Below are 26,785 nucleotides of genomic sequence, written 5' to 3' on the forward strand. Positions count from 1 at the left end.
TCCCCTGGGAACGAACGGGGAACGTGTAGGAACGGATCGGAACGCTGTCAAGCGATGATGAGGGTTTCCGCCGAGTCGCCCGGCAGTGCGGGTGCCGCGAACGGCGGGCGCACGATCAGCAGATCGGCTGCGGCCAGCGCGATGACGCCGGCGCTGCCCTGATCGCCGACGGGTACGGCCCGGCCATCGACGATCCGCGCGCGCAGATATTCGGCGCGGCCGCCGGTGGCGGGTAGTGCGCGGGCCAGCGGCAGCGTGCGCCACCCTGGCAGTAGCGCCGCATCGTCGATCAGCGCTGCGACCAGCGGCAGGAGGAACAATGTGGCCGTCACGAACGCAGACACCGGATTGCCCGGCAGCCCCAGCAGCACGGCATCGCCCAGCCGCCCGGCCATCAGCGGCTTGCCGGGCTTGATCGCGACCCGCCAGAAATCGAGCGCGGCGCCCGTATCCGCCAGCGCGGGCCGCACCAGATCATGATCGCCGACCGATGCGCCGCCGATCGTGACGAGGATATCGGCTGACCGCGCGGCAGCTTCGAACGTCCGGCGCAGCGCCGTGCGGTCGTCCGCGACGATCCCCAGATCGTCGATATCGACGGGCCAGGCCGCCAGCATCGCCGCCAGCATCGCCGCGTTGGACGACGGCAGCTGGCCGGGGCCGACCGGAGCACCGGGGGGGACCAGCTCGTCACCCGTCGAGACGATCGCGATCCGGGGGCGGCGGCGCACGGGCAGGCTGCCATGGCCCGCGACCGCCGCCAGCGCGATCCGCGCCGCCGTCAGGCGATCGCCGGCGGCAAGCAGTGGCGCGCCGGCAGTAAATTCGGATCCGGCCCGGCGGACATGCGCCCCCGGGCCCGGCGGACCTTCGCCCACCATCCGCACGGTGGCGCCGTCACGGCTGGCATCTTCCTGCACCAGCACGCAATCGGCGCCCGCCGGCAGCGGCGCACCGGTGAAGATACGCATCGCTTCCCCGGCGGCAATCACTTGCCCGGGGGGGGATCCGGCGGCGCTTTCGCCGATCACCCGCCACGGACCGGGGGCTTCGGCGAAGCGGATCGCATAGCCGTCCATCGCCGACAGATCGGCAGCGGGCTGGGTGCGCAGGGCGGAGCGATCCTCGGCCAGCAGGCGGCCGGCGGCATCGGCCAATGGCATCTCGACGATCGGCAGCGGCAGGGCCAGCGCGCGCAGCCGATCGAGCGCATCGGCGATCGGCAGCAGGCTCATGCCGCGCGCCAGTCGCCCGATCGCCCCCCGGACTTCGCGAGCAGCCGGATACCCTCGATCGCCATGCCGCGGTCGAGCGCCTTCGCCATGTCATAGACCGTCAGCAGCGCGACCGAGACCGCGGTCAGCGCCTCCATCTCGACCCCGGTCGGCCCGGAAATGCGGACGGTGGCGGTGGCAGTAATGCCGTCTTCCTCGACAACAAGATCGAGCGTGACGCCCTCGATCGCCAGCGGGTGGCAGAGCGGGATCAGGTCGGACGTCTTCTTGGCGGCCATGATGCCGGCGATCCGCGCCACCGCCAGCACATCGCCTTTCTTGACCGCACCGTCCCGAATGGCGGCCACGGCTTCGGCGGTCATCCGGATCCGCCCGGTGGCGGTCGCCTCACGCACGGTCGTCGCCTTGGCGGAGACGTCGACCATCCGCGCCGCGCCGTCCGCATCGAGATGGGTGAGACCGCTCATTGCCCGAGCAGCGCGCGGGTCGCGGCCTCGAGATCGGGCTGCCGCATCAGCGATTCACCGACGAGGAAGCAGGCGATGCCGTGATCGCGCAGCCGCAGCAGATCGACGTGGCCGGCAATGCCGCTTTCGGCGACGAGCAGCGCATCGGCCGGCACCCGCCGCGCCAGCCGTTCGGTCACTGCCAGATCGACCGTGAAATCCTTGAGGTTGCGGTTGTTGACGCCGATCAGGCGGGAGTTGAGCGCAAGCGCGCGATCGAGCTCGGCCTCGTCATGCACCTCGACCAGCACGTCCATGCCCAGCCGGATCGCTTCCGCTTCGATCTCGTGCATCGCGACATCATCGAGCGCGGCGACGATGATCAGGATCGCGTCCGCGCCCAGCGCGCGCGACTCCGCGACCTGCCAGGGATCGACCATGAAATCCTTGCGCAGACAGGGCAGCGGTACCGCAGCACGCGCGGCGGCAAGATACGCATCCGCCCCCTGGAAATAGGGAGTGTCGGTGAGGATCGACAGGCAGGCGGCGCCGGCGGCGTGATAGGCGCGGGCATGCGCGGGCGGATCGAAATCCTCGCGGATCAGCCCTTTCGAGGGCGAGGCCTTCTTGATCTCGGCGATCAGCCCGGATCCGCCTGCCGCAACCTTCGCTTCGAGCGCGGCGCGAAAGCCACGCGGATCGGTCTGCCGCGACAGCGCATCGGCAATCGCGGCGGCGTGCACATGGCGGCGGCGGATCTTCACATGATCGCGCTTGGCGTCGCAGATCTCGGTCAGGCGATCGGACATCAATAGGCGATCCAGCAATCGAGCAGCGCCTTTGCCAGCCCGCGATCGATCGCCTCGGCCGCTTCTTCCACGCCGTCCGCCATCGTCTCGACATGGCCGGCCACGATCAGCGCGGCGGCGGCGTTCAGCAGCACGGCATCGCGATAGGGTGTGACCGCTCCGGCCAGAAGTTCGCGCAGCGCGCGGGCGTTGAACGCGGGATCGCCGCCCAGGATCGAGTCGAGACCGTGCCGCTCGATGCCGGCGTCCTCGGGGGTCAAGCGCAGTTCGGCGCGGTGCCCGGGGCGGATCATGATCGCGCGGCTCGGGCCGGCGATGCTGATCTCGTCGAGGCTTTCCTCTCCCGAGACGAGCATCGCGGCATCGAGCCCGATCAGTTCGACCGCGCCGGCGACGGTATCGAGATAATCAACCCGCGCGATACCGATCAGCTGGCGGCGGACACGCGCCGGATTGCAGAGCGGCCCGATCAGGTTGAAGATCGTGCGCCGGCCGATCGCCTTGCGCACCGGCGCCAGCCGGCCGAGCGCGGGATGATGTTTCTGCGCGAACAGGAAGCACAGGCCGAGATCGGCCAAAGTCTCCTCCGCCGTGGCCGACGCCCGGTCGAGATCGAGGCCGAGCGCTTCGAGCGTATCGGCGGCACCCGCCTTGGAAGACGCAGCGCGATTGCCATGCTTGGCGACGGGCACGCCACACGCCGCGACCACGATCGCGACCGCGGTGGATACGTTCAGGCTGTGCGCGCCGTCCCCCCCGGTGCCGCAGACATCGATTGCGCCTGAGGGGGCGGCGACCTCGAACATGCGTTCGCGCAAGGCCTGGGCGGCCGCGGCGATCTCGATCGCGCTTTCCTCGCGGATGCTGAGCCGGGTCAGGAAATCGGCGACCTCGGCATCGGCGACGCGGCCATCGAGCATGTCGCCGAACGCGGCCAGGGCAGTCGCGTGGTCGAGTGGCGAGGAGGGATCGGGCAGCAGCGCCAGCGTCGTCATGCGCGCTCCTTCACCGGCAGGCCGGTGAGCGCCATGAAATTGGCGAGCAGCGCATGGCCATGTTCAGTGGCTATGCTTTCGGGGTGGAACTGGACGCCGTGGATCGGCAGCGTGGGATGGCGCAGGCCCATCACCATGCCGTCGTCGGTCGTGGCGTTCACGATCATGCCGGCGGGCAGATCCTCCACCACCAGCGAGTGATAGCGGGTCGCGGTGAAGGGCGAGGGCAGGCCTTCGAACACGCCGCTGCCATCGTGATCGACCGGCGAGGTCTTGCCGTGCATCAGCGTCTTGGCGCGGACCACGCGGCCGCCATACCATTGGCCGATCGCCTGATGGCCCAGGCACACGCCGAGCAGCGGCCGGCCAGCATCGGCGCACGCAGCGACCAGATCCAGACTGATGCCGGCTTCGTTGGGAGTGCAGGGGCCGGGCGAGATCAGGAAACCGGCCGCGCCCGACGACAGCGCCTGGCCGACCGAGATCGCATCGTTGCGCACGACTTCCACCATGGCACCAAGCTCTCGCAGATAGTGCACGAGGTTCCAGGTGAAGCTGTCGTAGTTATCGATGACGAGGATCATGGCGGCTCCCGCGCCTATAGAAGGTGGGTGGCAGGGGGAAGGGGCTTGGGAGGTCAGCGCGGCTCGGTGCGCTTTAGCAGATCGACCAGTTCCGCCTTCCAGTGGACTGCCCAGGTGTGGGTGCCGTGGCCCTTGGTGTCGACGGTCTCGGGGAGCAGGACGAACTTCGCGGTCGGCATCCGCTTGGCCGCAGACTCGGCGATGCCCAGATTGCGCGGATTGATGAAGTCGTCGGCCGAATTGATCCAGGTCATCGGCACGCGGATTTTCTCCAAGCCGCGCGACGGATCATAGGTGCGCGACGCTTCGAGCTGCCAGATCAGGTCGTTTGCGTCGCGCCGCGCGATATCGGCGGCCACGCGATCGGTGATGAACGCTTCTGCCTTCTCGCGGGTCGGATAGGCGGCCTGGTATCCAAGCGGATAGGCGCCCGCGATCGCCAGCAGCGAGGCCGCGGTGCGCAGCCCTTGCACGGGCTGGACGGTGTAGTTGCCGCCGGCATAGCCTGGATCGGCGCGGATGCCGTCGATCGCCAGCTTTCGCCACATCCGGTTCACCCCGGCGATCTCGACCGGCAGGCAGGCGAGCGGCATCATCGCCTGAGCGAATTCCGGATGGGTCTCGGCCCAGACGAAGCCGTGCATGCAGCCCATCGACGTGCCCATCAGGAGCCGCAGCCGGCTGACCTTCAGCCCTTCGACCAGCATCCGCCGCTGCGCTTCCACCATGTCGGCATAGTCATAGGCCGGGAACCGCGCCTTGAGCCCGTCCGACGGCTTGGAGGATGCGCCGTGGCCGATGCCATCGGGCAGGATGATGTAGTAGCGGCTGATGTCGAGCGGCTGGCCGGGTCCGTAGAGCTCATTGGCGAACTGGGGGCTCAGGAATTGCCTGCCCGAGCCGCCGGTGCCGTGGAGCACCATCACGGCGTTTATGATGGCACCCTTTCCGTCGCGGCGCGGGGTGCCGAGCGTGGTGTAGTGGATCTTCAGCGCGGGCAGCATCTGCCCGTTCGCAAAGCGGAAATCCTTGAGGGCGACATCACCTTCGCTGGTCGGGAAAGCGGCGGGCGGCGTCGCGGGCGGCGGGGCGGCGGCGACCGGTTGGGCCTGGGCGAGCAGGAGTGCGGCGAGCAGGCTCATTGCCCGTAGCCCGCTTCTCCAGCGACGCGGATCGCCTCGCGCGCGGCGGCGAACAGCGCGCCGGCCTTCGCCTGGCATTCGCGCTGCTCGGCTGCGGGATCGCTGTCGGCGACGATGCCGGCACCGGCCTGAACATGCATGACACCGTCCTTCACGACTGCGGTCCTCAGCACGATGCAACTGTCCATCGCGCCATCGGGCGAGAAATAGCCCACTCCGCCGGCATAGGCGCCGCGGGTTTCCGGTTCGAGCTCCGCGATGATCTGGCAGGCGCGCACCTTGGGGGCGCCGGAGACGGTGCCGGCAGGGAAGCCTGCGAAGAGGGCGTCGAGCGCGTCCTTCGCGGGATCGAGCCGGCCGACCACGTTCGACACGATGTGCATGACGTGGCTGTAATTCTCGACCGTGTAGCTTTCCGTCACTGCGACGCTGCCGGCTTCGGCGACGCGGCCGACATCGTTGCGACCGAGATCGAGCAGCATCAGATGTTCGGCGCGTTCCTTGGGATCGGCCAGCAGCTCCGCCCGGTTGGCGGCGTCCTCGGCGGCGGTGCGGCCGCGCGGGCGGGTGCCGGCGATCGGGCGGATCGTGACTTCGCCGTCGCGCGCGCGGACCAGGATTTCCGGGCTCGAGCCGATCAGCGCGAAGCCCGGCATATCCAGATAATAGAGAAAGGGCGACGGATTGATCCGCCGCAGCGCACGATAGAGATCGAGCGGCGGCAGCGGGAACGGCGTGGTGAAGCGCTGCGCCAGCACGACCTGGAAGATGTCGCCGGCGGCGATGTAGCGCTGGGCGCTGCGCACCATCGCGCCATAGTCCTCGGGATCGATCTGCGGCGCGGGCTCGGCAGACGGCGAACCGGACAGGCGGGGTGCGGCGTCGTCTTCCGGGCGAGCGGCGGCAAGCCGGGCCAGCGCGGCATCGATGCGATCGACGGCGGCGGACACGGCGGCGGCGGGATCAGCGGCCCCCGGCCAGACCGGGGCGACCACGAACATTTCGTCGGCAAGGCGATCGAACACCAGGATCAGCGTGGGCCGAACGAACAGCATGTCGGGCAGGCCGAGCGGGTTGGCGGGGGGGCGATCGAGCCGTTCGACCAGGCCGATCGTCTCATAGGCGAAATAGCCGACCAGGCAGGCCAGCGCAGGCGGCAGGCCGGGCGGTACATCGGCGCGGCATTCCTCCACCAGCGCGCGTAATGCCGCCAGGGCACCAGCGCCGCTGGGGCGGAACGCGGCGCGATCGGCCAGCCAGTCGCGATTGATCTCGGCCGCGTCGCCCGCCACGCGGAGCACCAGATCGGGCGCCAACCCCATCAGCGAATAGCGCCCGCGGATCGCGCCGCCCTCGACCGATTCGAGCAGATAGTCGCCCCGTCCCGGCTCGATCAGCCGTAGCGCTGCGCCGACCGGCGTGAGCGTATCGACGATCCGGCGACGGAAGACGAGCGCGGGGCGGCCGGCGGCGAGCGCCGCGACGGCGTTCTCGTCGCCCGTCACGCCTCCGCGCCTGCCGTCACTGAGCCGCGCCGCTCACCAGCGTCGTCTTCAGCCGCTGAATCGCCGCGGGATCGCGCGTCGCCTGCAAGGACTTGGCGATGGCGCCCACGAACTGCTGGGCATATTCCTCGCCCAGAACGGTCGCGAACTGGCGGCGGGTCATTTCCACAAGACCAGGCTGGCTGGCGACATCGCCCTTCTCGATGCGATCGAGCCGCACGACGAAGAAGCCGCTGCCCTGCGGGCCGGGCAGTAGCTTGGTACTGCCCTGGCGCATCGCGAACATCATGGCGAGCGGGGGCGGGATCTGCTTGCCGGCCTGCGCGAGTTCGAGCTGGCGGCCGCCGGCGGCCTGAGGTGCAGGCAGGTTCGGCGCGGCGGCGCGGAACGCTTCCGGCAGCGGCGTGCCGCGATTGGCGCGCGCGACGATCGTATCGGCGACCTTGCGTGCCGCGTTGAAGGCGCGCTCGGCAAGTACGCCCTGCACCGCGCGATCGCGGACCTGCGCCAGCGGCACCGGGGCGGACGGCAGGATCTCGGTCACGTCGAGCAGCGCATAGGGCTGGCCCTGGCCGAGCAATTCGACCAGCGGATCGGCATCGACCTCCATGTCGAAGATCGGCTTCAGCAGCGGCGGCAGTTCGGCCGGGGCGCGGAAGCCGGCGACGCCGGGGGCGGCACCAGCCGAAGTGACCGGCGGCACGGTGACGACGGTCAGCCCGTTCGCCTTCACGACCTCATCGAAGGTCGCGCCGTCGCCGACGCTGTCCTCGATCTTGGCGACCAGATCGGCCAGCCCTTCCTCCGCCTTCTGGCGGCCCAGCGACTGGGCGATCTCGGCGCGCGCCTGATCGAGCGTGCGGCCGGCCGAGCGCGTGATCGAGTCGACGCGCACGACATGCCAGCCGAGTGGCGAGCGCAACGGATCGCTGGTCGCACCCGACGGCAGCGCGAACACCGCATCGGCTGCGGCGGGCGTCGCCAGATCGGCGAACTGGGTGCGGCTTTGCGGCCCGAGCGCGGTATCGGAGGGGGCGAAGCCCGCCGCCTGCGCGGCCGCGGCGAAGCTGGTGCCCCCCTTCACCCGGGCGCTGAGCGCGCGCGCGGCGGCCTCGTCCGGCAGCACGACCTGGCTGAGCGTACGCGTCTCGCTGCCTGCGAAGGTGGCGGCATTCGCCTTGTAGAAGGCAGCGACCTCGGCTTCGGTCGGTGCGGGGGAAGCCACATTCTGCGGCCCGAACAGCGCATAGCGCGCGGCGCGGCGTTCCGGCAGCGTGAAGCCGGCGATGTTCTTGGTGTAGAAGGCCTGGACCTCGGCCGCGGTCGGCGGCGGGCCGGCGGCCATGCGCGCGGCAGGCACGAAGCCGATCATGCCCTGCCGCCGTTCCAGCAGCAGCGCGGCATAAGGCGTGACGATCCCGGTGGCCGCGCGCGCGCCGCCGGCGATCGGACCGAGCAGCTGGCGGCGCACGATATCGCCCGAGATGTCCTCGCGCAGCTGCTTCTCGCTGACGCGCTGCTGGGCGAGAACCGCAGTCATCGCCTGACGATCGAACGCGCCGGTGGGGCCGCGGAAAGCGGCGATGCTGGCAATCTCGCCATCGACCAGTCGATCGGATGCGGTGAAGCCCTGCTCGCGCGCCCATAGTTCGAGCGCACGACCGGCGATCAGCTGCTGCACGGTCTGCTCGACGCCGCCCTGCGCGACGAAGCCCGCCATGTCGGCCTCCGGGCTCTGCTCGCGCGACAGTTCCACGGTGCGCTGGGCGCGCTTGGTGACTTCATCGGCGCCGATCGTGAGACCCTTCATCTGCGCGACCGTCTCGCCCGAGCCGACCGTGGTGCCGCCCGGGCCGCTGGGGCCGTTGACGCCGGTGATGACCACCGCGCCGGCGACTACGGCCAGCAGCGCGATCACGAACCAGGACGACAGGCCACGGCGAAAGAAGGAAAGCATCGACACGTCCGATATGGCGGCAGGAAGCCGGTGCAATAGGGCGGCGGCGGCAGCGCTTCAAGCGCCGCACGGAATCGGCCGCCCAGTCCCGCGGCGAGACCGCAGGGCCGGCGGGGCGCTTTCCGTTCGCGGCAGACTTGGTCTAGGCGGCGCAGCACGAGTCGCAGGATCGGGGGTTTACGCCATGGGCATTCGCAAGCTGGTCGCCGGCAACTGGAAGATGAACGGATCGCTGGCGGCGCTGGCGGAACTGGACGCAATCGCGGCGGCGGCGGCCGAGGCGGGGGACCGGGTCGATGTCGCGATCTGCCCGCCGTTCACGCTGATCCAGCCGGCCGTGGCGCGGGTACCCGGGCTGGCGATCGGCGGACAGGATTGCCATGCCGCGGCGAGCGGCGCGCATACCGGCTGCATCTCGGCACCGATGCTGGCCGAGGCGGGCGCGAGCTATGCGATCGTCGGCCACAGCGAGCGCCGCGCCGACCAGCACGAGACCGATGCCGAGGTGTGCGGCAAGGCGCGGGCGGCGATCGCGGCGCGGCTGACGGCCATCATCTGCGTGGGCGAGACCGAGTCCGAGCGCGATGCGGGCCAGGCCGTGGCGGTGGTGACCCGGCAGCTGGTGGGATCGGTGCCGCGCGATGCGCTGCGCGACGACATCGTGATCGCCTACGAACCGGTCTGGGCGATCGGTACCGGCCGCACGCCGACCACGCGTGACGTGGGCCAGATGCACGCCGCGATCCGCGCGAAGCTGCTGGAATTCCTCGGCCGCGAGGGGGAGTATGTGCGCATCCTCTATGGCGGTTCGGTAAAGCCCGACAATGCCGCCGAGCTGATGGCGGTCGACAATGTGAACGGCGCGCTGGTGGGTGGGGCGAGCCTGACCGCGGCGCTGTTCCTGCCGATCGTCGCGGCCGCAGTCGGCTGAGCGCGGAAGCCGCTTGCAAAGTAGGATTTCGGGTGACAAGTCTGTTCTTAATATGTTCCAGGAGAAGTGCGTGGCGCGGTTGCTTGTCCTGCTGATGCTGATCTGGTCGGGGGCGGCGCAGGCGGCGCCGCTCGACCGGATCGCGGACGATTTCGTGCGCGCGACCCTGGAGATCGGCACCCACGAGACCGGCTATGTCGATGCCTATTATGGCGATCCGAAGATCGCCGCCGCGGCCAAGGCGGCGCCGCGCAGCCTGCCCCAGCTCACCGCCGCGATGCGCGCGCTGGCGGTGCGGCTGGACGGTATCGACGCTGCCCGGCTGGCCCCGATCGAGCAGCGCCGGCGGCTGTTCCTGCAGGGGCAGGTGAAGGCGGCGGAAACCCGGCTGGCGATGCGGGGCGGCGCGACGCTGCGGTTCGCGGACGAGGCGGCGGGGCTGTTCGGCGTGCGACCGGCGCCGACGCCGCTGGCGAGCTATGATGCCGCGCTGGCGCGGATCGCGGCGCTGGTGCCGGGCGAAGGCGCGCTGGCCGCACGGGTCGATGCGTTCAGCAGCCGCTATGCGATCCCGGCGGATCGGGTGAAGCCGGTGATCCGGGCGGCGATCGCCGAATGCAGGCGGCGGACGGTGGCCCATATCGCACTGCCCGAAGCGGAAACCTTCCGGCTGGAACTCGTGACCGACAAGCCATGGGGCGGCTACAACTGGTACGAGGGCAAGGCGACGAGCCTGATCCAGGTGAATGTCGGCCTGCCGGTGAAGATCGATCGTGCGATCGACCTGGGCTGCCATGAAGGCTATCCCGGCCACCATGCGCTGAACATGCTGCTGGAAGCGAAGCTGGCGCGGGGCCGCGGCTGGCGTGAGTTCACCGTCTATCCTCTTTACAGCCCGCAATCGCTGATCGCCGAGGGATCCGCCAATTACGGGATCGAGATGGCGTTTCCGGACGAGGAGGGGCTCGCCTTCGAGATGGCCACGCTCTACCCGCTTGCCGGGCTCGATCCGGCCACTGCGCGACCCTATTGGGCGCTGCGCCAGGAGTTGAAGGCGCTGGCCGGTGCGCAGACGACGATCGCCGCGCTCTACCTGGATGGTGAGATCGACCGCGAAACGGCGATCGGGTTGCGTCAGAAATATGGCCTGATCAATCGCGCGGAGGCCGAGCGATCGGTGCGCTTCATCGACAGCTATCGCAGCTATGTGATCAATTACGGCCTGGGACGCGACATGGTGCGCGACTGGGTGGAGGCGGCCGGTGCCGACCCCGCCGCCCGCTGGGCGCGGTTCGGCCGGCTGATCTCCGAGCCGAGCGTGCCCGCCGATCTGGCAACGCGCTGAGCCTGAAGGTGCCAGCGCGGCGCAGCTGCAGCACGATGGTTGAAGCGCCGGGGTTGTTTCGCTAGAGCCGCGGCCACATTTGTCGGCCGGTCAGGCCGATGCCCGCGCGTGCGGGCGGCATCGATCAGGAAAGTTCGCCCAGGCTCATGTTGTTCACCTTTCTCCTCGTCGTTCATGCGATCATCGCCGCCGCGCTCGTCACAGTCATCCTGATGCAGCGTTCCGAAGGCGGCGGGCTGGGCATGGGCGGCAGCCCGTCGGGCCTGATGTCGGCGCGCGGTGCGGCCGATTTCCTGACCCGCGCGACCACCATCCTGGCCAGTGCGTTCGTGCTGATGTCGATCGGCCTGGCGGCGCTGGCGACGGTCGAGCGCGCGCCGCGCACGATCGATACCAGCCTGGCGCGGCCCAATACGGCCGCCCCCGCCACCCCCGCACCCTCCGTTCCGCTCGAAGGCGCACCGCTCGGAGCGCCGCTGGCGGTGCCGCCGGCGACGACCGCGCCAGTGACGTCGGCCCCCGTAACGGTCCCGGCAACTGCCCCCACCACCCAGCCGGCCGAGACCCGGCGCGAGACGACGGCTCCGCGCCGCGAGACGCCGGCCGCCGCCCCCAAGGCCGCGCCCGCCGCCGAGACCAGCGCGCCGCTGACGCTGAATCCGTCCGCGCCGAAGGTGGATGCACCGGCCAACGCGACGACGCCGCCGATCGCCGAATAATCGCCGTTTCCGCGATCGCCCGCGCCGATCGGATCGGCGCGGATGATCGCGTGCGCGTCGCAAAAATGATCCCCAACGGAGTCGCCGCCTTGCTCTTTCCGTCGCCAGCCCGCTAAGCGCATAACCCCATGACGCGGTATATCTTCATCACCGGCGGCGTGGTCTCGTCGCTTGGCAAGGGCCTGATGGCGGCCAGCCTGGCAGCGCTGCTGCAGGCGCGCGGCTACACCGTGCGGATCCGCAAGTTCGATCCCTATCTGAACGTCGATCCGGGCACGATGAGCCCCTACCAGCACGGCGAAGTGTATGTGACCGACGACGGCGCCGAGACCGACCTGGACCTTGGCCATTACGAGCGCTTCACCGGCGTGCCCAGCCGGCAATCGGACAATGTGACGAGCGGCCGGATCTACCAGACGATCATCGCCAAGGAACGCCGCGGCGATTATCTCGGTGCGACCGTGCAGGTGATCCCGCACGTGACCGATGCGATCAAGGAATTCGCGCGCACCGATGTCGACGGACTGGATTTCGTGCTGTGCGAGATCGGCGGCACGGTGGGCGATATCGAATCGCTGCCGTTCATGGAGGCGATCCGCCAGCTTCGGAACGATGTCGGCCGCGGCAACAGCTGCTTCGTCCACCTCACGCTGGTGCCCTATATCGCGGCGGCGGGCGAGCTGAAGACCAAGCCGACCCAGCATTCGGTGCGCGACCTGACCGCGCTCGGCATCCAGCCCGATGTGCTGGTGTGCCGCTGCGAACGGCCGCTGCCGGCATCCGACCGTGCCAAGATCGCACTGTTCTGCAACGTCAGGCCCGAAGCGGTGATCCCCGCGCTGGACGCGAAATCAATCTATGGCGTGCCGCTGCAATATCATGCCGAGGGGCTGGATCGCGCGGTGCTCGATTCGTTCGGCCTGCCATCGGACGGATCGCCCGACCTGCGCCGCTGGGACGACATCATCGACCGGCTGACCCATATCGAGGGCGAGGTAACGGTGGGCGTGGTCGGCAAATATGTCGGCCTGCAGGACGCCTACAAGTCGCTCCACGAGGCGCTGGTACATGGCGGCATGGCAAACCGCGTGAAGGTGAACATACGTTGGCTGGATGCCGAGCTGTTCGAGCAGGCGCCGGACGATGTCGCCGCGCAGCTGGAGCCGATGCACGCGATCCTGGTGCCGGGTGGCTTCGGCGAGCGCGGATCGGAAGGCAAGATCGCCGCGGTACGCTTCGCACGCGAACGGCGTGTGCCTTATTTCGGCATCTGCCTGGGCATGCAGATGGCCTGCATCGAAGGCGCGCGGAATACGGCCGGGATCGCCGGTGCCTCGACCACCGAATTCGGGCCGACCGACGAACCGGTGGTGGGCCTGATCACCGAATGGATGACGGCGGAAGGCCTGCAGAAGCGCGAGGCGGGCGGCGATCTGGGCGGCACGATGCGGCTGGGCGCCTATCCGGCGGCGCTTTCGGGCAACAGCCATGTGGCGGGCATCTATGGCGGGACCGCGATTTCGGAGCGGCATCGCCACCGCTACGAAGTGAACGTGCATTATCGTGACCGGCTGGAGACGGGCGGACTCGTCTTTTCCGGCATGTCGCCCGACGGCCAGCTGCCCGAGATCGTGGAGCGGCCCGACCATCCCTGGTTCGTAGGCGTGCAGTTCCACCCCGAGCTGAAGAGCAAGCCGTTCGAGCCGCACCCGCTGTTTGCCAGCTTCGTGGCGGCAGCGGTGCGGCAGAGCCGGCTGGTCTGAGCCCGGGTCCTTACGGACCCTAGCGGCGCAGGCCCGCCGTCTCTTCGAGCCCGGCCATCAGATTCAGGTTCTGGACTGCGGCACCGCCTGCGCCCTTGCCCAGATTGTCCAGCGCGGCGATCATCCGCACCCGATCCGCATCGCCGAATGCGAACAGCTCGATCCGGTCGGTGCCGGCGCAGCGTTCGATGCCGAGCGCGCCGATCTCGGCCGGACCGATGCCGACCAGCGGATCATCGCGGTAGGTTTCATGCAGCAGTTCGCGCACGTCGGCGGCGCGCCAGCTGCCCAGCGCGTCGGCATGGATCGGCACTTCGACCAGCATGCCGCGATAGGTGCGCGCGACCGCGGGCGTGAAGATCGGCGCGCGGGACTGGCCGGCATGGTCGCGCATCTCGCCGACATGCTTGTGGCCGAGATTGAGCGCATAGGCGCGATAGGCGGTGTCGGCAGTGGGCGGCTCCGCCTCGAACTCCGCAATCATCGCCTTGCCGCCGCCCGAATAGCCCGAAACGGCATTGACGGTCAGCGGCCAATCGGCCGGCAGCAGCCCGGCGCGGACCAGCGGGCGGACGAGCGCGAGATAGCCGGTCGGGTAGCAGCCGGGGTTCGAAACCCGGGCGGAACCGGCCAGCGCGGTGCGGCGATCCGGCTCGAGCTCGGCGAAGCCATAGGTCCAGCCGGCGGCGGTGCGGTGGGCGGTGGACGCGTCGATGATGCGGGTGGGGGCATCGCCGATCAGCGCGACGGCCTCGCGCGCGGCATCGTCGGGCAGGCAGAGGATGACGATATCGGACGAGCGCAGCGCATCGGCGCGCGCGGCAGGATCCTTGCGCACCGCATCGGGCAGCGTGACGAGCCCGATGTCGCGCCGCTGCGCCAGCCGGTCCGCGATCTCAAGGCCAGTGGTGCCGGCGGCGCCATCGATGAAGACGCGCAGCATCAGCCGATCCGGCGCACGGCGGCGGGGGCGGGCATGGCGAGCCGGGCGAGCACGTCGGCCAGCGGTTCTTCCGTGACGCGCATCCAGTGGGCGTTGGCATGCACCATCATGCCCCCGTCCACCATCATGCCGACATGACCGGGGAAGAAGACGAGGTCGCCGCGCTGGAGCGGATCGGCCGGATCGATCGCGGTGCCGAGCGCATCGCGCTGTTGATCGCTATCGCGCGGCGCCGGGATGCCGGCCATCGCGAGCGACACCTGGACCAGCCCCGAGCAATCGATGCCGCCGCCGCCGCGCCCGCCCCAGAGATAGGGCAAACCGATCAGATCGCGCGCCGTGGCGACCAGATCATCGAGCCGGGTGTCGATCGGCGCGACATGGCGACGATGGATGAAGCCGTTGTCCGTCTGGATGAAATCCCCGGCCTGGACGCCATCGACGCCGGCGGAGAAGGGCAGGGTCGCGGTGGCCGGTGCCTTGATGTCGGGGGCAGAGAAGATCAGCGCAGTGGGAACAACGATACGGTGCGTGGGCTCGATGCGTGCGCCGAGGGCAGCGAGCGGGACATGGCCGACATAGCGATCGTGCAGGCCATAGCCCCAGGCCCAGCCATCATCGACATCGAGCAGGGCAAAAGCTTCGCCAGGAAGCAATTGCGAGAGGGCGACCGCACCATGATTACCGTGCGACCGGATCATGGTCGCGCTGGTGCCGCAGGTCATGATCTCGGGCGCGGCGTAATGCGGCGCGAACAGTACGCCCGCGAGCGCGACATCGGCGATGTCGCGGCGCGCGGCATGGTTGCGCGGATCGAGCGTGATGCTCGGCCCGGTCAGCGTGAAGCGTTCACCCGACGGCCATGCGCGGCCGCGGGCGGGCGAGCCGTTCGGCCTCGCCATCGATGATGTGCCCGAAGCCTGCAAGAAAGTCGTTTCCCCTATCCGTGCGCGCGATGAACACGTTGCGGCGATCCGCCTCGTCGCGCTCGCGGCGCAGATAGCCGAGCGTGCCGAGCGTGTTCAAGGCTCGCGTGACGACGGGCTTGGAAACGCCGAGCAGCCGCGCAAGCCCACGCACGGTGTGCGGGCCGGGGGTAAGATAAACAGACAGCAACAGGGCCATCTGGCGATTGGTCAAGTCCGGTTGGCCTGAGCGCACATAATTAATCAGTGCGTGCATCCACCCCATCAGTCGATTGTCCGCCACTATGATTATCCATTCCTGGGACTGCGGAGCCGCAGTCGATCATGCTGCCGTAACAAACGTAGGACTCGCCGGATCGTTTCATTGTCGCGGACAAGTGTTTGATTACACTATCTCCGTCGAACCGGCATAACGTTGCCGGATCATTTCCCAGGCGGCGCGCAGACCGAGCGCCTCGCCGCCCGTAGGCCGACCGGGGCGCGCCGCCGGACGCCACGCGAAAGTATCGAGATGAGCCCAGGGGATCGCGGGCGGCACGAACCGACGCAGGAACAGCGCGGCGGTGACCGCGCCGGCGAATCCGCTTTCAGCAGTGTTGTTCAGATCGGCGATCGAGGATTTGAGCATCTCGTCATAACCGTCCCACAGCGGCAGCCGCCAGACCGGATCCTGCACCGCCCGGCCAGCATCGGCGAGCGCCGCCGCGAGCCCGTCGTCGTTCGCGAACAGCGCCGGCAGATCGGGGCCGAGCGCGATCCGGGCGGCGCCGGTAAGCGTGGCGAAATCCAGGATCAGCGCCGGCTCCGCCTCCACCGCGCGCACCAGCGCATCGGCCAGCACCAGCCGCCCTTCGGCATCGGTGTTGCCGATTTCTACCGTAAGACCTTTCCGCGAGGGCAGCACGTCGCCGGGCCGGAAGGCATCGGCCGAGATCGCATTTTCGACCGCGGGGATCAGCAAATGCAGCCGCACCGGCAACCGCGCCTGCATGATCAGCCGCGCCAGTGCCAGCGCGTGGGCGGCGCCGCCCATATCCTTCTTCATCAGCAGCATGCCCGAGGCGGGCTTGATATCGAGCCCACCCGAATCGAAGCAGACACCCTTGCCGACGATGGCGATGCGCGGATGCTGCGGATTGCCCCATTCCAGCTCGATCAGGCGCGGGCGGCGATGGGCGGCGGCAGCACGGCCGACCGCCGCGATCATCGGATAGCCGGTGGTGAGCGTATCGCCCTGGATCACGGAAAAGTCGGCGCCGAACGCGCTGGCCTGCGCCTGGGCGGCATCGGCCAGTTCGGCCGGCCCCATGTCGGCGGCGGGCGTATCGACGAGATCGCGGACCAGCGCCACCGCCTCGGCAATCGCGACGAAGGCATCGATCCGCGCGGCATCCTGGCTGAGCAGGATGCGGGGCGGGATCGGCTCCTCCACGCTGCGATAGCGATCGAAGCGGTGCTGGGCGAGCAGCCAGCCGAGCGCGGCATCGCCCGGGCTGCCATCGGACAGCCGGTAACTGCCTTCGGGCAGACGTGCGACTGCGGATGCCAGGCACCAGAGATCCCGATCTGCCGGTGCGCCGATCAATGCTGACCATTCCTCCGGCTTGTTGCCGGGCAGCAGCGCGAACTGGCCGGGCTTGCCGGTGAAACTGGCGGCGCGCACTGCGACCCGCGCGCGTTCGGGCTGGCCAGCGAGCCAATCCTCGAAGCCGTCTGCCGCGATTAGGTGAAGGATATGGGCGGGCTGGCCGCGATCGGCCTGCAGCAACGCGGAGAAATCAGTCATCAGCCCTCCCTATCCCAAGTCGGGATGCGACATAATCGGGCCGGCTCGCGAAAAGTTGCGCGCAGCAGCCAATGATCAGGTGCGCGCAAGCGGGCCGAGAGCTTCGATCAGCGGCCCGAGCCACTTGCGGTAGGGCAGCGCGCGGCCGATGCCTTTGCGGTTGAGCCCACGGCGGACCTGCTGGGCGCTCGCCGTCCTGACCGCGCGGGGATTGGCGTCGAACCGCAGGCAGGCGGGGTCGAACGGCAGCCCGAGCCGACCGAGGAGCCCGCGCAGCACGGGTTCAGGGTCGGCGACCAGCGCCTCGTAATCCACGCGGTGGACCGTGGTCGGCATCACTGTGACGAGATGATCCATCAGCCGCGCATAATCACGGTAATATCGGCCGAGATCGCGCTGATCATAGCTGAATTCCTGACCGCTGGCGAAATGCTGCGTGAAATTGGACCAGCAGCAATCGAGCGCATCGCGACGGATATCGACGATCTGCGCCTGGGGCAGAATCAGCCGGATCAGACCTGCGTGGAGCCAGTTGTTAGGCAGCTTATCGATGAAGCGCGGGCGGCGTTCCCGGCGATAGCGGGCGGCACGATCGAGATAGCTGTGGCCAAGCGCGGCGCGATCCTGCGCATCGAGGCGGGCCAAGCCGCGAGGATAATCCGCGATCCGTTGCGCCACCGCAGGCAGTTCGGGCAGCTCCATCGTGCCTTCGATATCGGGGTGGCTGGCCAGCATCTGTTCGAGCAGCGTGGAGCCCGAGCGGGGCATGCCGACCAGGAAGATCGGTGCGGGATCAGCACTGGCATAGGCTGGGCGCTGGGCTACGAATTTGGGCGTGAACAAGGCGATCACGCGATCCACTGCTGCGCTCAGCCGATCGGCATCATGGGTAATGCTGGCGCGGCGCAGGCGGTTGGCATCGTCGAAATCGGCAAAGGCGGCAGCGAGATTGCCGGCCTCGTCCTGCGCCTTTCCGATCGCGAACAGCAGGTGGAAACGAGCCGCCGGCGGCAGATCGGGCCGGGTGAGCGCCTCGGTCATCGCGGCGACATCGGTCTGGTCGAGCGCGCCAGTCTTCAGATTGGCGAGACTCCACCAGGCTTCGCCCTGTGCCGGATCGGCCGCGACTACCGCGCGATAGGACGCGACCGCATCGGGCAGTGCACCGAGCGTGGCGAACACATGGCCCTGGCTCATCCGCAGATCATGTCGCCCAGGATGGTGTGCAAGCATCATGGCATAGAGCGGCAATGCCGCTTCAAAGCGACCGAAGCGGACCAGGATCGCCGCCTTCAGCGTGGCGGCCTGGATATCAAGCGGATCAGCGTCGAGCAGGCGATCGAATTCGGCAATCGCATCATCGGGCCGTGACTGGCGATAGAGCGCGATCGCGAGGTGGAAGCGAGCCGCGGCATCGCCCGGTGCTGCAGCCAGCACGCGGCGCAGCAGCGCTTCGGCCTCCACCGGCTGGCCTTGCCGCGCGGCGGCATCTGCGAGCAGGCGCAGTGCCGTGGCGTCATCCGGCGATTGGGCAAGGACCGGCGTGATCAGGGCGCGGGCGCCGGCAGGATCGCCGCCCTGCAGGGCGCCCGCCGCCGCGATCAGCGCCCGGGCGGCTGCAGGATCACGCGGTGGCGGCAAGGCGATCAGGCACGCGGCACGCCGAATAGATCATGCTCGTCGGCATCCTCGATCTCGACGGCCACGATATCGCCCTGGGCTAGGTGGCCGGCATCGCGCAGATGGACCTCGCCGTCGATCTCCGGCGCATCGGCCTGCGATCGGCCGGTGGCGCCGCCGGTCTCGACATCGACCGCATCGATGATGACATCGAGGGTGCGGCCGACCTTGGTGGCGAGCTTCTCCGCCGAGATGCGCGCGGTCAGTTCCATCAGCCGGGCGTAACGCTCTTCCTTCACGTCCTCTGGCACCGCGCCGGGCAGATCATTGGCGGCGGCACCCTGGACGGGTTCGAATCGGAACGCGCCGACGCGATCCAGCTGTGCTTGCTCAAGCCAATCCATCAGATACTGAAAGTCCGCCTCGGTCTCGCCGGGGAAGCCGACGACGAAGGTCGATCGGATCGCGATATCGGGACAAATCTCACGCCAGCCGCGGATCCGTTCCAGAACGCGCGCCTCGTTGGCGGGGCGCTTCATCGCCTTCAGCACCGAAGGCGCGGCATGCTGGAAGGGGATATCGAGATAGGGCAGCACCAGACCTTCCGCCATCAGTGGGATCACGCGATCCACATGCGGATAGGGATAGACATAATGGAGCCGCACCCAGGCGCCCAGCCTGCCAAGCTCGCGCGCCAGATCGGTCATGTGTGCGCGGATCTCGCCGCCGCCCTTCAGCGGCCAGGCGGCATGTTTCAGATCGAGCCCGTAGGCCGAAGTATCCTGGCTGATGACGAGCAGCTCGCGCGTGCCGCCGGCGACCAGCTTCTCGGCCTCGCGCAATATCGCATCGGGCCGGCGGCTGACGAGATCGCCGCGGATCGACGGGATGATGCAGAAGGAGCAGCGGTGATTGCAGCCCTCGGAAATCTTCAGATAGCTGTAATGGCGGGGCGTGAGCTTTAGATCACGCTCCGGCACCAGATCGAGATAGGCGGATGGCGGCATCGGCGCCGCGACATGGACCGCGCCGACCACATCCTCATATTGATGCGGCCCGGTGACGGCCAGGACATCGGGGAAGCGCGCGCGGATCACGTCCGCCTCGTTGCCCATGCAGCCGGTGACGATCACGCGGCCATTCTCGGCGATCGCCTCGCCGATCGCCTCGAGGCTTTCCTCCTTGGCGGAATCGAGGAAGCCGCAGGTGTTGACCAGCACGACATCGGCGCCAGCATAATCGGGCGACATCGCATAGCCGTCAGCGCGCAGCTTGGTCAGGATCCGCTCGCTATCGACGAGTGCCTTGGGGCAGCCGAGCGAGACCATGCCGACTTTCGGCGGGGTGGGGAGAATGGTAGCCATGGGAGGCGGGGCACATAGGCGATCGGGGGACGAAATGCGAGGGGCGGGGTGCGGGCCGGACGATCCGCTGTGGACGGCGCTGTCCGCGATGCGGATCGAGCCGGCGGGCGCCGCGCTGTCGTTCGCGGATCGCCTGGCCGCGGAGAATGGCTGGAGCCGGACGGAAGCGGCGGCGGTCCTCGAAGAATATCGGCGCTTCCTGTATCTGGCGGCGACCACGAGCGATGCGGTGACGCCGTCCGATGCGGTCGATCAGGCCTGGCACCTGCACCTGGCCTATTCGCGCCATTATTGGGAGCAGCTGTGCGGGGTGATCATCGGGCAGCCGCTGCACCATGGTCCTACGGCGGGCGGGACGGCGGCGGCCTCGCGCTACCGCGACCAGTATCGCGCGACGTTGGCGGCCTATCGCGCAGCGTTCGGAGCAGAGCCGCCGGCGGCGATCTGGCCGCCGGTGGGGCGGCGCTTCGCGGTGCGGGCACGGCGGATCGACCTGGACCGCAGCATCGTCCTGCCGCGCGGTCCTGCGCTGGCGGTGATCGCAGCGCTGCCGCTGGCGGCGTGCGCGAGCATCGCAGGCGGCTGGCCGATCCTGCTGCTGCCGACAGGCATCATCCTGGCCATCGCGATCGTCCTACGATCGGAAAAGCGACGCCGACGGCGGGCTGGCGGCGATGGCGACGGCGGCTGTGGTGGCGGCGTCGATTCAGATGACGGTGACGGCGGAAGCGGCGACGGCGGCTGTGGTGGCGGCTGCGGCGGCGACTGACTTGCATGGGCAGCGCCAGCCGATAGGGTCTCGCGATGGCCGATCGATCGCTGGTGCTGGAGGAGTTCATCCCCTTCCGGCTGTCCTACACTTCGAACATCGTCAGCGACCGGATCGCCGCGGCCTATGAGACGCTGTTCGGCCTGCGCATTCCCGAGTGGCGGCTGATCGCAGTGGTGGCCGAGCAGGGCGCGATCACGCAGCAGCAGATCGGCGAGAAGACGCGGATGGACAAGGTGACCGTGAGCCGTGCGGCGATCGCGCTGGCGGATCGCGGGCTGATCGAACGTGCGCCGAATGCTGCCGACCGCCGATCGCACCTGCTGCGGCTGACCGCGGCGGGCGGCGATCTCTACGCCAGCGTCGCACCGAAGGCGCTGGAGCTGGAGGCGCGGATCTTCGACCGGTTCGATGTGGGCGAACTGGCCGCGTTCGTGACGATGCTGCGCCGGATCGACGCGGTCGCGCTGGCCATGGGAGATTCGGCTTAGCGGGGCGGGAATGGCCGCCCACCTTGCGGATCAGGGGTCAGCAGTCTTCGGGCTTCCAGCGATCGACTTTCCGTTGGATCTTGTCGCGATAGTTGGAAACCGATCCACCCAGATTCTGGGGCTTCTGGACGTCACCGATCGGCTTGCCCATCCGGACGAGGATAACCTGCCAATCCGACATGGCATGTCCATCGACCAGATTGGGCGGCATCGCCCCGCTCATCAGATAGGTGTCGAGGTCGTCACGGATCACGCTCGCCTTCGGGCCCATCAGGCACAGGCCACCCTTGATATGACCGATCAGGGTGACGAGGCCTTCACGTTCTTCCTGCCGACCATAGCCATCGATCGTACGCGCGCGACGCTGCTCATGGATTTCGGCCAGAATGGCGGCAGTCTGCCTGAGCATCGCCAGCAAGCGGACGGCATTCTCGGGATCGCCATGACCCATTGCCCGGGCCAGTTCGGGCACCGCGGTGCGCTTGAGGGGGTCCGCCAGCAATTGCTGCTGCAGCGGACCGATCAGTTCAATCGACGCGGCCCCCATGTTCCCGACAGCGTGGCCGACCATGGTGCGGCTGGATTCGGGCGCCGCCCCCTGCTCGATCAATCGCTTCGTATAGGCATCGTAGATCGGCTGCATCTGTGTGGCGGTGAGGAAAAGCGCCCAGGCCCCCGGATAGCGCGTGAAGCGCTTGTCTCCGAACAGCCGTTCGAGGATGGCGAGATCTTCGGGCGCGGGGTCCTTGCCGATGGCCGTGAGATAGGCCTCCATGACCTTGAATTCGACGCCTTCCGCAGAGATCGCCGGATCGTCCAGTGCCGACGACAGCTGCCGGCGATAGGCGGGGATCAGTGCCTCCTTCGCCGAAGCGACCAACGCCTCGGATGAGGGGTCGAGATTGGTGTGGTCGGCGAGCGAGCGTCGCAGTTCGACCGAGCCATATCCCTTCTTGCTGCGGATGGTGTCTCGCGCCCAGCCGAACCGGGTATTGGGGGATCCATCGGGTAGCATGGCGAGCGGCGCGCCCAGCGTGGTGAGCGTGCTCTGATGATTGCGATACACGAGTGTTCCGCGCTCGCGGATTTCGACCGTCTCGGTATCGATGCGGCCCGGGCCGAACGGCCATTTTTTGGGCGAGCGGCCGGCGACGTTTCGCTCGGTGATGATGATGTCATGTCGGGTGAGCGCCGGGCCCATAACCAGGCAATAGTCTCCCCCCAGTTGAAGTGCGCGCGCGGAGGCGATGACCTTCCCGGCGGCATAGCTGTCGATGCCCCGTTTCGCGGTCCGGGTGACAGGCGGCACAAGCGCGCTGTCGTCGATGTCGACATTCGAGTGGCAACCCGGACGCCGTTCGAGGCGATAGGTGCGCGCTTCCGGCGAAGGCTTGTCGGTCTGCGCCAAGGTCACGCTGGTGACGCCCGGCGTGAAGAGCGCCGCGATGCAATAATTGTTGCAGGCATAGCCCCTAGTGCCGGGGACGTAAGGGTAGGCCCGGTCGGTCTGCTTGTTCAGGTTCAGATGCGGCAGTTCGAACAGCAGATCGCCGTGCAGCGCGATCGGCCGGGGCGGCGTGACATCTGCCAGGATCGAAGCCCTGTAGGCGGCCATGTCCGCCATCCGCGTGGGTTTGGGAATCATGTAGCCGAAGGCGATGACTGCAGCGATGCCGGCGGCGATCGCGAGAAATCCGTCCCCGAAATAGGCCCTCCCGCCCATCCATCCGGCGGTGAAGACGATACCGTACATGAACAGCGTGGGCATCGCACCCAGGATCAGGCCCGGCAGGATCAGCAGATAGAGGCCGAGGATGACCAGGCCCGGCATTGCCAAGGCGACAAAGGCGCCGATCCCGGTGACGAGCAGGTATGTCGACAGGAACTTGGTCATCGAACCGCCTTCGCCCACCCGGTCGCCGTCAGTGCCTCTGCCCCTGCTGCGGCGACAGGCCCCCAGGGCGACCATTGATAGCAGCCCGGCGTTAACATTCGCTCTCGACCATGGCCGGCCCCGCCACCGGGAACATTGGCTTGATCGCCAGGCTCGGGCATGAACGGACAGGGATGGACGAGCGGCTCTGCGGTCCCTCAATTGCCGTGGGCGAGCGCAGGATATGGGAGCGCAATTTGGCCGGTCACCGCATCTATTCGATGAGTGTCGCCAGCGTTTACACGCATTATCTGGCCAAGGCCGCCAAAAAAGGGCGGGAGAAGGCCGAGGTGGATCAGGTCATCTGCTGGCTGACCGGTTATGATCAGGAGCAATTGGACGGCCATCTGGCGCACAAGACGAGCTTCGAGGATTTCTTCGCGCAGGCCCCCCGACCAAACCCGGCCCGCTCGCTGATCACGGGTACGATTTGCGGGGTGCGGATCGAAGCGATCGAGGAGCCGCTGATGCGCGAGATCCGCTATCTGGACAAGTTGGTCGACGAACTGGCCAGGGGCCGGCCGATGGCGAAGATATTGCGGGGGTAGCGGTTCGCCAATCCCTGCGCACTCGGGCGTGCGTCGGAGGCGGTGGCCAATTGCCGGCGAATGGCGGTCCGCGTTTCATCTTTGGACTGCTGCTTTTGCGTCGGGCTACCCCTCCACCATGCTGCGCATGGTCCCCCTCCCCCTGCGGGAGAGGATCTGTGGTTCAAAACCAGAAGCGGATGCCGAGCACCAGGCTGGTGGTGACCGGATCATCGCCTTCGGCGCGGGCGTAGCGCGCAGTCTGGCCGACGCTGCGGTCATGGCTGATGCCGACATAGGGCGCGAACTCGCGCGCGAATTCATAACGCAGGCGCAGGCCAAGCTCGGCTGTCGACAGGCCCGCGCCGGTGGCAGTGGCGGGAATGTCCTGCGCAGCGAAGTTCAGTTCGGCACGGGGCTGCAGGATCAGCCGCTGGGTGATGCGCTGATCATAGGTGGCTTCCAGCCGCGCGGTGACATCACCCGCATCGGACAGGAAGAGCGTGCCTTCGACATCGAACCAGTAGGGAGCAAGCCCTTCGAATCCGATCGAGGCGTGGGTGGGGGACGGGCCGGGGCCGAAATCCTGGCGGACGCCGGCCTGGAGGTTGAAATAGGGGCCGATCGCGCGGCTGTAGAGCGCCTGGATCTCGGCCTCGTCGATCCCGCGGCCGCGGGTGGCATCCCCTTCGGTCTTGATCGTCAGCCGATCCAGATCGCTGCCGAACCAGCCTTCGCCATCCCAGCGGAAGCCGTCGCGGCCTTCGCGCAGCTGATATTCGGCAAGGTTGAAGCTGATCATAGAAAAGCTGCCGCCGCCATGGTGGTGGCGCAGGTCCGCCCGCGAGGCGCGCATCGCATCCGCCCCCCAGATGCGATCGGCGTAGTTCGCCTGGGGCGGGGCCGGGGCAGCGGCGTTGCCGGCGGGCAGCGCGGTGCCGCTGGCCGGTACCGCCGGCAAGGCGGGCGAGCGCGCGGACGGTGCCGGCTGGCAATGGCCCATCGCGGCATGTTCCGGCGGGCACGCGGGATCGGCCGCCGCCGGCGATGCCTTCGGTTCGACAGGGGCAGCGGCTGGCCTCGGCGCTGGCTTGGGAGCGGATCGGGGGGTGCAGTGGCCCATCGCCGCATGTTCGGGGGCGCAGGCGGGATCGGCCTGTGCGGCCAGCAGCGCGACGGCGAGGCTGGCGATCACGCCGCCCCCCCGCGCGGGCGGACGCTGACGACCTGCATCATGCCGGCGTGCATGTGGTAGAGCATGTGGCAGTGGAACGCCCAATCGCCCACCGCATCGGTCGTGACGTCGAACGTGACGGTGCCGCCGGGCTGGACGTTCACGGTATGCTTGCGCGGTGCATGATCGCCGTGCCCGGTGACCAGTTCGAAGAAATGGCCGTGGAGATGGATGGGGTGGCCCATCATCGTATCGTTGACCAGCGTGACGCGGACCCGTTCGTCCTTCACGAACGGGATCGGGGCCTTCACCTCGCTGAGCTTCACCCCGTCGAACGCCCACATATAGCGTTCCATATTGCCGGTGAGGTGGATGGTGAGCGACCGATCCGGCGCGCGCGGATCGGGATTGCGCGTGGTCGCGGCGAGATCGCGATAGACGAGCACGCGGTGGCCGGCATCGGCCAGGCCCTGGCCGGGCTCGCCCGTGCGATCGACCGGCATCGGCGAGATCGTCTGTACGGTGGGGGTATCGGCCACGGTGGGGGCAAGCGCCATGTCACGCATGGAGTGATCCATCGCCATCGCACCGCCGCCCGCGCCGCCGGGCGCGCAATGGCCCATCGCGGCATGTTCGGGCGGGCAGTCTGGATCGACGGGCTTTGCCGTACCGCCCATCGCGCCACCATGCATGCCATGATCCATGCCGCCCATGCCCATATCCTTCATCGAGGCGAGCGGGCGGGGGCGGAGCGGCGGCACCGGCGCGACCATGCCGGCGCGCGCGGCCAGCGTGGCGCGCGCCATGCCGGACCGATCGACGCTTTCGGCCACGATCGTCCAGGCGCGGGCGGCATCGGGCTCGACGATCAGATCATAGGTTTCGGCTACCGCGATCTGGAATTCGTCGACGGTGACGGGGCGGACCGGCAGGCCATCCGCCTGCACCACGGTGAGCTTCAGGCCCGGGATGCGGACATTGAAGGTCGTCATCGCCGATGCGTTGATCACGCGCAGGCGAACGCGTTCGCCGGCTGCGAACAGGCCGGTCCAGTTGTCCTGTGGGCCATGGCCGTTGACGAGATAGGTATAAGTCGATCCGGTGACGTCGGCGACATCGGTTGGATCCATCCGCATCGCGCCCCAGGCCAGCCGCTCGGCGGAAGGCTGATCGCGCCCGGCGGCCTGCCCCGCCAATGTCTGCTTCTGATAATTGAAATAGCCGCCCATCTGCTTGAGTTTCTTGAAGATGATGTGGGGATGCAGCGGGCTGTGATCGGACAGAACCAGCACATGTTCGCGGTCCGACAGGATCGGATCGGGGCCGGCAGAATCGATCACGATCGGACCGTAATGGCCGAGCTGTTCCTGCAGACCTGAATGGCTGTGATACCAGTAGGTGCCGGACTGGATCACCGGGAATTCATAGGTGAAGGTGGAGCGCGGGCGGATGCCCGGGAAGCTGACGCCAGGCACGCCATCCATGTGGAACGGCAGCAGCAGCCCATGCCAGTGGATCGAGCTGTCTTCGTCGAGCGCATTTTCCACATGCAGCCGCGCAGTCTGCCCTTCGCGCAGGCGGATCAGCGGGCCGGGTACGGTGCCGTTCAGGCCGATGCCGTGGGTGGTGTGGCCATCGATCGTGACCATCCGATGCGCGATCCGCAGACGGATTTCGTCGCCCGAGACGGTGGGAAGTGCGGCCGGGATGCCGGCCGATATCGGCTGCGCCCAGGCGGGGAACAGCGGCATGATCGCAGCCGTGCCGCCCAGCGCTACCGCCCTGCGCAGCAGGCTGCGGCGATCGACCGGATCAATCATC

General features: G+C 68.3%; 23 protein-coding genes and 1 pseudogene. 7 read left to right on the forward strand and 17 right to left on the reverse strand.

Translation table 11 applies throughout. The features are described 5' to 3' along the window. Nucleotides 1-47: 47 nt before the first annotated feature. From ABC347_RS00085 to ABC347_RS00120, 8 genes are read right to left on the reverse strand one after another with little or no spacing between them, the layout of a single operon-like run. Nucleotides 48-1,235: a molybdopterin molybdotransferase MoeA gene (locus ABC347_RS00085; protein ID WP_413243762.1), complete on the reverse strand. Its 1,188-nt coding sequence runs from the start codon at nt 1,233-1,235 to the stop codon at nt 48-50. Then, on the reverse strand, nt 1,232-1,702 hold the full coding sequence (gene moaC / locus ABC347_RS00090) for a cyclic pyranopterin monophosphate synthase MoaC (RefSeq protein ID WP_413243763.1): 471 nt from the start codon (nt 1,700-1,702) through the stop codon (nt 1,232-1,234). Before moaC ends, ABC347_RS00085 begins: the two co-directional genes overlap by 4 nt. After that, nucleotides 1,699-2,490: an indole-3-glycerol phosphate synthase TrpC gene (gene trpC / locus ABC347_RS00095; RefSeq protein ID WP_413243764.1), complete on the reverse strand. Its 792-nt coding sequence runs from the start codon at nt 2,488-2,490 to the stop codon at nt 1,699-1,701. Before trpC ends, moaC begins: the two co-directional genes overlap by 4 nt. Continuing rightward, nucleotides 2,490-3,485: an anthranilate phosphoribosyltransferase gene (trpD, locus tag ABC347_RS00100; protein WP_413243765.1), complete on the reverse strand. Its 996-nt coding sequence runs from the start codon at nt 3,483-3,485 to the stop codon at nt 2,490-2,492. The genes trpC and trpD overlap by 1 nt, the downstream gene beginning before the upstream one ends. Then, nucleotides 3,482-4,069 (reverse strand): anthranilate synthase component II, encoded by a 588-nt coding sequence (locus ABC347_RS00105; RefSeq protein WP_413243766.1) that lies wholly within the window; start codon nt 4,067-4,069, stop codon nt 3,482-3,484. The genes trpD and ABC347_RS00105 overlap by 4 nt, the downstream gene beginning before the upstream one ends. 53 nt (nt 4,070-4,122) lie before the next feature. Continuing rightward, nucleotides 4,123-5,211, reverse strand: coding sequence for an alpha/beta fold hydrolase (locus ABC347_RS00110; RefSeq protein WP_413243767.1), 1,089 nt, complete (start codon nt 5,209-5,211; stop codon nt 4,123-4,125). Beyond that, nucleotides 5,208-6,716: an anthranilate synthase component I gene (gene trpE, locus ABC347_RS00115; RefSeq protein WP_413243768.1), complete on the reverse strand. Its 1,509-nt coding sequence runs from the start codon at nt 6,714-6,716 to the stop codon at nt 5,208-5,210. The genes ABC347_RS00110 and trpE overlap by 4 nt, the downstream gene beginning before the upstream one ends. Nucleotides 6,717-6,732: 16 nt before the next feature. Continuing rightward, nucleotides 6,733-8,673 (reverse strand): peptidylprolyl isomerase, encoded by a 1,941-nt coding sequence (locus ABC347_RS00120; protein WP_413246962.1) that lies wholly within the window; start codon nt 8,671-8,673, stop codon nt 6,733-6,735. 184 nt (nt 8,674-8,857) lie between these two features. Between ABC347_RS00120 and tpiA the strand changes: the two genes are divergently transcribed. The 4 genes and pseudogenes from tpiA to pyrG all read left to right on the forward strand — a co-directional run bounded on the left by tpiA (nt 8,858) and on the right by pyrG (nt 13,431). Next, a complete protein-coding gene (gene tpiA / locus ABC347_RS00125; protein WP_413243769.1) occupies nt 8,858-9,604 on the forward strand; it encodes a triose-phosphate isomerase in 747 nt (248 codons plus the stop codon). A 70-nt stretch (nt 9,605-9,674) separates the two neighbouring features. Next, nucleotides 9,675-10,949, forward strand: coding sequence for a hypothetical protein (locus tag ABC347_RS00130; RefSeq protein WP_413243770.1), 1,275 nt, complete (start codon nt 9,675-9,677; stop codon nt 10,947-10,949). 149 nt (nt 10,950-11,098) lie between these two features. Beyond that, nucleotides 11,099-11,422: pseudogene (gene secG / locus ABC347_RS00135) on the forward strand (preprotein translocase subunit SecG); the annotation flags it as partial. A 374-nt stretch (nt 11,423-11,796) separates the two neighbouring features. Continuing rightward, complete coding sequence (gene pyrG, locus ABC347_RS00140) at nt 11,797-13,431, forward strand: CTP synthase (RefSeq protein WP_413243771.1); 1,635 nt, start codon at nt 11,797-11,799, stop codon at nt 13,429-13,431. Between the two features lie 19 nt (nt 13,432-13,450). On the opposite strand, the gene argC is transcribed toward pyrG, so the two are convergent. The 6 genes from argC to rimO form a co-directional block, all read right to left on the reverse strand. Beyond that, a complete protein-coding gene (argC, locus tag ABC347_RS00145) occupies nt 13,451-14,377 on the reverse strand; it encodes an N-acetyl-gamma-glutamyl-phosphate reductase (RefSeq protein WP_413246963.1) in 927 nt (308 codons plus the stop codon). Next, a complete protein-coding gene (locus ABC347_RS00150; protein WP_413243772.1) occupies nt 14,374-15,276 on the reverse strand; it encodes a C40 family peptidase in 903 nt (300 codons plus the stop codon). Before ABC347_RS00150 ends, argC begins: the two co-directional genes overlap by 4 nt. Continuing rightward, nucleotides 15,224-15,556 (reverse strand): MarR family transcriptional regulator, encoded by a 333-nt coding sequence (locus ABC347_RS00155; RefSeq protein WP_413246964.1) that lies wholly within the window; start codon nt 15,554-15,556, stop codon nt 15,224-15,226. The genes ABC347_RS00150 and ABC347_RS00155 overlap by 53 nt, the downstream gene beginning before the upstream one ends. Nucleotides 15,557-15,685: 129 nt before the next feature. Beyond that, complete coding sequence (locus ABC347_RS00160; protein WP_413243773.1) at nt 15,686-17,086, reverse strand: leucyl aminopeptidase family protein; 1,401 nt, start codon at nt 17,084-17,086, stop codon at nt 15,686-15,688. A gap of 75 nt (nt 17,087-17,161) precedes the next feature. After that, nucleotides 17,162-18,727: a tetratricopeptide repeat-containing sulfotransferase family protein gene (locus tag ABC347_RS00165; protein ID WP_413243774.1), complete on the reverse strand. Its 1,566-nt coding sequence runs from the start codon at nt 18,725-18,727 to the stop codon at nt 17,162-17,164. A 5-nt stretch (nt 18,728-18,732) separates the two neighbouring features. Further along, on the reverse strand, nt 18,733-20,070 hold the full coding sequence (gene rimO / locus ABC347_RS00170; RefSeq protein WP_413243775.1) for a 30S ribosomal protein S12 methylthiotransferase RimO: 1,338 nt from the start codon (nt 20,068-20,070) through the stop codon (nt 18,733-18,735). 34 nt (nt 20,071-20,104) lie between these two features. Here rimO and ABC347_RS00175 point away from each other — a divergent pair, with 34 nt between their 5' ends. Continuing rightward, nucleotides 20,105-20,839 (forward strand): glycine-rich domain-containing protein, encoded by a 735-nt coding sequence (locus tag ABC347_RS00175; protein WP_413243776.1) that lies wholly within the window; start codon nt 20,105-20,107, stop codon nt 20,837-20,839. Nucleotides 20,840-20,874: 35 nt separating this feature from the next. After that, on the forward strand, nt 20,875-21,330 hold the full coding sequence (locus ABC347_RS00180; RefSeq protein WP_413243777.1) for a MarR family winged helix-turn-helix transcriptional regulator: 456 nt from the start codon (nt 20,875-20,877) through the stop codon (nt 21,328-21,330). Nucleotides 21,331-21,367: 37 nt separating this feature from the next. Here the strand turns inward: ABC347_RS00180 and ABC347_RS00185 are convergent, their stop codons facing one another. Further along, nucleotides 21,368-23,224, reverse strand: coding sequence for a hypothetical protein (locus tag ABC347_RS00185; RefSeq protein WP_413243778.1), 1,857 nt, complete (start codon nt 23,222-23,224; stop codon nt 21,368-21,370). A 173-nt stretch (nt 23,225-23,397) separates the two neighbouring features. On the opposite strand from ABC347_RS00185, the gene ABC347_RS00190 reads away from it, so the two are divergent. Beyond that, entirely contained in the window at nt 23,398-23,811 is a 414-nt protein-coding gene (locus tag ABC347_RS00190) for a DUF2200 domain-containing protein (RefSeq protein WP_413243779.1), read from the forward strand. Nucleotides 23,812-23,974: 163 nt separating this feature from the next. Here ABC347_RS00190 and ABC347_RS00195 read toward each other — a convergent pair whose 3' ends face one another. Together ABC347_RS00195 and ABC347_RS00200 are read right to left on the reverse strand one after the other, a co-directional pair. Continuing rightward, nucleotides 23,975-24,982: a copper resistance protein B gene (locus ABC347_RS00195; protein WP_413246965.1), complete on the reverse strand. Its 1,008-nt coding sequence runs from the start codon at nt 24,980-24,982 to the stop codon at nt 23,975-23,977. Beyond that, entirely contained in the window at nt 24,982-26,784 is a 1,803-nt protein-coding gene (locus ABC347_RS00200) for a copper resistance system multicopper oxidase (RefSeq protein WP_413246966.1), read from the reverse strand. Before ABC347_RS00200 ends, ABC347_RS00195 begins: the two co-directional genes overlap by 1 nt. Between the last annotated feature and the right edge of the window lies 1 nt (nt 26,785).

This window comes from Sphingomonas canaveralia (genome assembly GCF_047238125.1).
Classification (GTDB): Bacteria; Pseudomonadota; Alphaproteobacteria; order Sphingomonadales; family Sphingomonadaceae; genus JBDFMH01.